This window comes from Ramlibacter sp. (genome assembly GCF_028292805.1).
GTDB lineage: Bacteria > Pseudomonadota > Gammaproteobacteria > Burkholderiales > Burkholderiaceae_C > Ramlibacter.
The window spans coordinates 1-5,542 of record NZ_JAQGLS010000253.1 but is presented as its reverse complement, the minus strand read 5'-3'; the positions used below and the strand labels follow the sequence as shown (position 1 = coordinate 5,542).

The 5,542-nt window shown below is 71.0% G+C and carries 4 protein-coding genes and 1 pseudogene; 3 read left to right on the top strand and 2 right to left on the bottom strand.

All coding sequences use genetic code 11. The features are described from left to right. Positions 1 to 423: bifunctional 4-hydroxy-2-oxoglutarate aldolase/2-dehydro-3-deoxy-phosphogluconate aldolase (gene eda / locus JWP65_RS15850; protein ID WP_299765417.1), on the top strand; the 423-nt coding region annotated here is incomplete at its 5' end. A 166-nt stretch (positions 424 to 589) separates the two neighbouring features. On the opposite strand, the gene JWP65_RS15845 is transcribed toward eda, so the two are convergent. After that, positions 590 to 1,393: a Crp/Fnr family transcriptional regulator gene (locus tag JWP65_RS15845; RefSeq protein ID WP_299765415.1), complete on the bottom strand. Its 804-nt coding sequence runs from the start codon at positions 1,391 to 1,393 to the stop codon at positions 590 to 592. A 56-nt stretch (positions 1,394 to 1,449) separates the two neighbouring features. Next, complete coding sequence (gene gloA / locus JWP65_RS15840) at positions 1,450 to 1,836, bottom strand: lactoylglutathione lyase (protein ID WP_299765413.1); 387 nt, start codon at positions 1,834 to 1,836, stop codon at positions 1,450 to 1,452. A gap of 91 nt (positions 1,837 to 1,927) precedes the next feature. Between gloA and JWP65_RS15835 the strand changes: the two genes are divergently transcribed. Beyond that, entirely contained in the window at positions 1,928 to 3,712 is a 1,785-nt protein-coding gene (locus JWP65_RS15835) for an autotransporter assembly complex family protein (RefSeq protein WP_299765411.1), read from the top strand. Further along, positions 3,709 to 5,542, top strand: a pseudogene (locus JWP65_RS15830) (hypothetical protein); the annotation flags it as partial. The gene JWP65_RS15835 and the pseudogene JWP65_RS15830, both read left to right, overlap by 4 nt.

Sequence of the window (5,542 nt, the reverse complement as noted above, 5' to 3'; positions counted from 1 at the left end):
TGCTCTTCCGATCTCGGTGACGCGCGCGCGGCGGCCGACGCCGGCGCGCTGTTCGCCGTGAGCCCCGGCTACACCCAGGCCGTCGGCCACGCCTGCCGCGCGCTCGGTTTGGCGCTGCTGCCCGGGGTGGCCACCAGCAGCGAAGTCATGATGGCGCAGGAGGACGGCTACGCCGCGCTCAAGTTCTTTCCCGCCGTGCAGTCCGGCGGCATCGCCATGCTCAAGGCCTGGCAGGGCCCGTTCGGCGACGTGAAGTTCTGTCCCACCGGTGGCGTGGGCACCGCCAACGCGGCGGACTTCCTGGCCTTGGCCAACGTGGCCTGTGTCGGCGGCTCGTGGCTGACGCCGGCGGACGCGGTTGCCAAGGGGGATTGGGAGGCGATCACGCGGCTGGCGCGCGCGGCGACGGGGCTGCCGCGCTGAGCTGGCGTGGCAGCGCCGTCGGCGGGCCACGTCCAGCCAGGTCGAGTGCGCCGCGGCAGATGAAACGGCCGGTCTTGCGGGGGACGCAGCGAAAATCGGGCAGCCTCAGCCTCAGCCTCAGCCTCAGCCTCAGCCTCAGCCTCAGCCGCCGGGCTGGCGCGGCCCGCTACCCTTGGCGCAGGGTCACCGTCGGGACGGCGCCCGCGTCCGCCATCACCTGCCTTTGAGGCAGGTAGTGCAGCAACAGGTTGGTTTCCTTCTTCACCACGCGGTAGCACTCGCAACTGAGGGACTCGAGCCTGGGTCGGTCCAGCACGGTGATCAGCCCGCGCTGTTGCGAAATCACTCCCAGCCGTTCCAGTTTCGAAGCCGCATTCGTCACCCCCGACCGGCGCACGCCCAGCATGTTGCTGATGAACTCCTGGGTCATCGTCAGCCGATTGTGTTCGAGGCGATCCATCGACAGGAGCAGCCACCGGCACAGTTGCTGGTCGATCGAATGGTGCCGGTTGCAAACGGCCGTCTGCGCCACCTGGGTGATCAATGCCTGCGTGTAGCGCAGCATCAACAGCAGCAACTCGCCGTGCCGGTTGAACTCGTCCTTCACGCGCGCCCTGGGCAGCCGATAGGCGTGACCGGCGCTTTGCACCAGCGACCGGCTCGGCGTACTCTCCCCGCCCATGTACAGGGTGATGCCAAGCAAGCCTTCGTTGCCCACCACCGAGATCGCCGTCGAGGCGCCGTTTTCCATCATGTACTGCATCGAAATGATGGAGTCGGTCGGAAAGTAGACATGCCGCATCGGGCGCCCGGCTTCGTACATCAGCGAGCGCAACGACAGTTCGGCCAGTTCCAGGTAGGGAAACAGCCGATTCTGGACTTCCGGGGACAAGGCGGCCAGCAGGTGGTTCTGTCGTGGATGGGGGCTCGGCCCAGCCGCGGCGGGTGCAATGTGTCGAATTCGAGCCATGCGCGAAGTTTAGACGCCGCGCAAACGGCGCCGCGAAGCACAGCGGCCAGCGTGGCTCAGCCGCCTCTTTGGATCAGCTCGATCTTGTAGCCGTCCGGATCCGTCACGAACGCAATCACCGTGGTGCCGCCCTTGACCGGCCCCGGCTCGCGCGTGATGTTGCCGCCGGCCGCCCGGATGCGGTCGCAGCAGGCGTAAGCGTCGGCCACCCCGACCGCCAGGTGGCCGAAAGCCGTTCCCTGGTCGTAGCTGGCCACGCCGTGGTTGTAGGTCAGCTCCAGCTCTGCGTGGTCGGGGTTGCTCCCGTAGCCGACGAAGGCCAGCGAGTACTTCTGCTCGGGCCGCTCGGTGGTGCGCAGCAGGTTCATGCCGAGCACCTTGGTGTAGAAATCGATCGAGCGCTGCAGGTCGCCGACGCGCAGCATGGTATGGAGGATCCGCATCCCCGGATTATCGCCGTCGGGGGGTTTTTAAGCGTTCAGTCGGATTTGGCCTACGCCCATGAGCAGCAGAAAGGGGCACAGTTCAGCCTCCATGATCCGCAAGCATTTCGCGGCTGCCTCCGTCGCCTTGCTCTGCCTGATGGCTGTGCCCGCCGCCGCGCAGCAGCCTTCCTTCGACCTCGTCGTTCGCGCACCCGATGCGGTGCGGGAACTGCTGCAAGACCATCTCCAGATCAAGCGCTACCGCGAGGTGACCGACCTCGACGACGCCGAGCTCGCCCGCCTGGTCGTGCTGGCGGAAAAGGACGCGCGCGAGCTGCTGGCCACCCAGGGCTACTTCGCGCCGGACGTGCGCATCGTGCGCGAGCAGGGCGCCACCCGCGCGCAGCTGGTGGTGACGGTCACGCCGGGCGAGCAGGCCAGGATCGCCGGCGTCGAGATCAACTTCGAGGGCGACATCGCCACCAGCGAAGACCAGGACGCCGTGGCGCAACGCCAGGCCATCGTCAGCGACTGGTCGCTGCCCGAAGGCCGCGGCTTCACCCAGCGCAGCTGGGACGGGGCCAAGGCCGACGCCACCCGCGCCCTGCTGGCGCGGCGCTACCCGGCCGGGCGCATCAGCTACAGCGTGGCCGACGTCGACGCCCAGACCCAGCAGGCGCGGCTCGGGCTGAAGCTGGACTCGGGCAAGCTGTTCCGCCTGGGCCCGCTGCAGGTGACCGGCATGCAGCGCTACGACCCGATCCTGGTGCCGCGGCTGGCGCGGCTGCCGATCGGCATGGTGTACGACCAGGAAAAGATCATCCAGGCGCAGTCGCGACTGGCGGGCAGCGGCTACTTCGATTCAGCCTTCATCTTCGTCGACCCCGAAAGCGAGCCCGCTGCTGCATCGGTGCAGGTGACGGTGCGCGAGGCGCCGCTGCAGAAGGTGGTGCTGGGCGTGGGCTTCACCACCGACGGCGGCCCGCGCCTCACGCTGGAGCACACGCACAACCGGATGCCCGCCATCGGCTGGCGCGCCCAGACCAAGCTGCAGCTGGAGTCGCGCAATCCGCTGGCGCAGACGGAATGGACCTCGATCCCGGCCGAGGACGGCTGGCGCTGGGGCGTGCTGGCGCGGGCCGACCGGCTCGACGACGACCGGATCTTCACCCGCAACCAGCAACTGCGCTTCGGCCGGCTGCGCAACGAAGACCACATCGACCGCAACGTCTACGTGCAGTACGAGCGCTCCGGCGTGTCCAACCCGCGCGGCATCGCGCTGACGCCGCTGGACCTGGGGCGCGGCTCGGCGATCTCCACCCACTACGCCTGGACCGGTCGCTACTTCGACTCGCCGTCCTCGCCCAGCAGCGGCTACGGCGTGGGCTTCGAGATCGGCGCCGGCGTCACGCTGGCCGGCGACCGGGAGCCGTTCCAGCGCACCCTGTTCAAGGGCATCGCCTACCAGCCGCTCGAGCGCGGGCGGCTGCAGTTTCGCGGCCAGCTCGGAGCGGTGATCGCCAAGCCCAAGGCGGCGATCCCGGCCACCCAGCTGTTTCGCACCGGCGGCGACACCACGGTGCGCGGCTACAAGTACCTGGACATCGGTGTGCCGCTGGGCGATGGCTATGTCGGCCCGGGCCGCTTCCTGGTGGTCGGCAGCGTGGAATGGCAGCGGCCGTTGATGCGCGACGGCCGCGTCAGCGAGCTGGAGAACACGCTGTTCATCGATGGCGGCGCCGTGGCCGACCGGCTCGGCGCCCTGCGGCCGCGCCTGGGCGTGGGCACCGGCGTGCGCTGGAAAAGCCCGGTCGGGCCGGTGGAGGCCGCCATCGCCTACGGGGTGGAAGCGCGCCGGCTGCGCCTGCACTTCACAGCGGGGTTCGCGTTTTGAGCGCACGCTGGATTCGCCGCGGCCTGCACTGGACCAGCATCGTGCTGGCCACGCTCGGCCTGCTGGTCGTGCTGGCCGCGGCCGGCCTCTGGTGGTGGGCCGGGCAGGAAGGCTCGCTCGACTACGTCTTGCGGCGCGTGGCCCAGGGCCAGCCGCTGCAAAGCGAAGGCGTGGAGGGCTCGCTGCGCTCCGGCTGGCGCATCAAGCGGCTGGCCTGGGAAAAGGACGGCTTGCGGGTGGAGGCGCTGGACATCACGCTGAAGTGGCACCCGCTGGCGCTGCTCAATCGCACGCTGCGGGTGGAACAGGTGACCGTCGGGACGGCCCGCGTGGTCGATCAGCGGCCCAAGGACGACGAGCCGCTTGAGCCGCCGGGCAGCCTGCGCCTGCCGTTGCGGGTGGCGGTGGACGACCTGAAGGTGACCCGCATCGAGTACATCGGGGCCGCCGAGGTGCAGGCCGCCGGCCTGGCCGGCAGCTATGGCTTCGACGGCCTGAACCACCGGGTCAAGGTGTCGTCGCTCAAGCTGGCCGGCGGCGACTACAGCGGCCAGGCGACGGTGCTGGCGCTCAAGCCCATGACCCTGGAGGCCAAGCTCGCCGGCCGCGTGCAGGCGCCAGTGCCGGGCGTGGAGGCGCCGGTGGCGCTGGCGTTCGAGGCCGGCGCTGCGGGGACACTCGAAGCCTTCCAGGCGCAGGCGCGACTGCAGGTGCCGCAGGCCGGCACGGCCAGCGCCGACTTGCCGCACGCCACCGCCACCGCCCGCATCACGCCGTTCGCGGCCATGCCGGTGCCGCAGGGCGCGGCCGATTTCCGCCAGCTCGATCTGGGTCAGTTCTGGCCGGCGGCCCCGCGCACCGCTTTGTCCGGCCACGTGGCAGTGACGCCGGCGGGCACCGCCACCTGGCAGCTGTCGGCGGACCTGCGCAATGCGGTGCCGGGGCCGTGGGACCAGCAGCGGCTGCCGCTGGCCAGCGCCAAGGCCGAAGGCGAATGGCGCAGCGGCACGGCGCTGGTGCGCTCGCTGCAGGCGCAGCTCGGTGGCGGCAAGGTGGAAGGCAGCGGGGCCTGGGAAGGCGGCGGCTGGAGCTTCAGCGGCCGGGTCGAGGAGGTCGATCCGGCGCAACTGCATGGCGCGATGGCGCCGCTGCCGCTGAGCGGTCCGGTGAAGGCCCGCGGCGAAGCCGGCAACGTCGACTTCGACGTCGCGCTGACCGCCGGCGCCGCGCCCCGCCGGTCCGCGCGCAAGGCGGCCAGCGGCGAAGCTGCGTGGCTGGCGGCGCTGGACTTGCGCGAGGTGGTGGCCAAGGGCCGCTGGGCCGGTGACGCCTTGTCGATCGCGCCCTTGCGTATCCGCACCAGCGACGCGTCGCTGGAGGGCCAGCTGCAGCTGCAGCTGGCCGCTCGTGCCGGCAGCGGCCGCCTGCAACTGCGCGCGCCCGGCATCCAGGGCCAAGCCGACGGCAGCCTGGCCGAAACCCGCGGCCAGGGCAGGCTGGAGCTGACGGCGGGCAATCTCGCCCAGGCGCAGCAGTGGCTGCGGCGCTTTCCCGGCGTCGGTCCCGCACTGGCTGGGCTGCAGTTGCGCGGCAACGCCGAAACCCGGCTGGCCTGGCAGGGTGGCTGGCGCGACCCCTCGGTGCAGGGCCGGCTGGCAGCCGGCAACGTGCAGTGGACCCAGCCCGCCAGCGGCGCCGGGCAGCCGCCGCCCTGGGTGCTGCGGCGGGCCGAGGTCAAGCTTGCGGGACGGCTGCGCGACGCCGCGCTGGACATCAGCGCCCAGGCCGAGCGCGGCCAGCGCAAGCTCGAGCTGGCGGCGGCGGGACGCG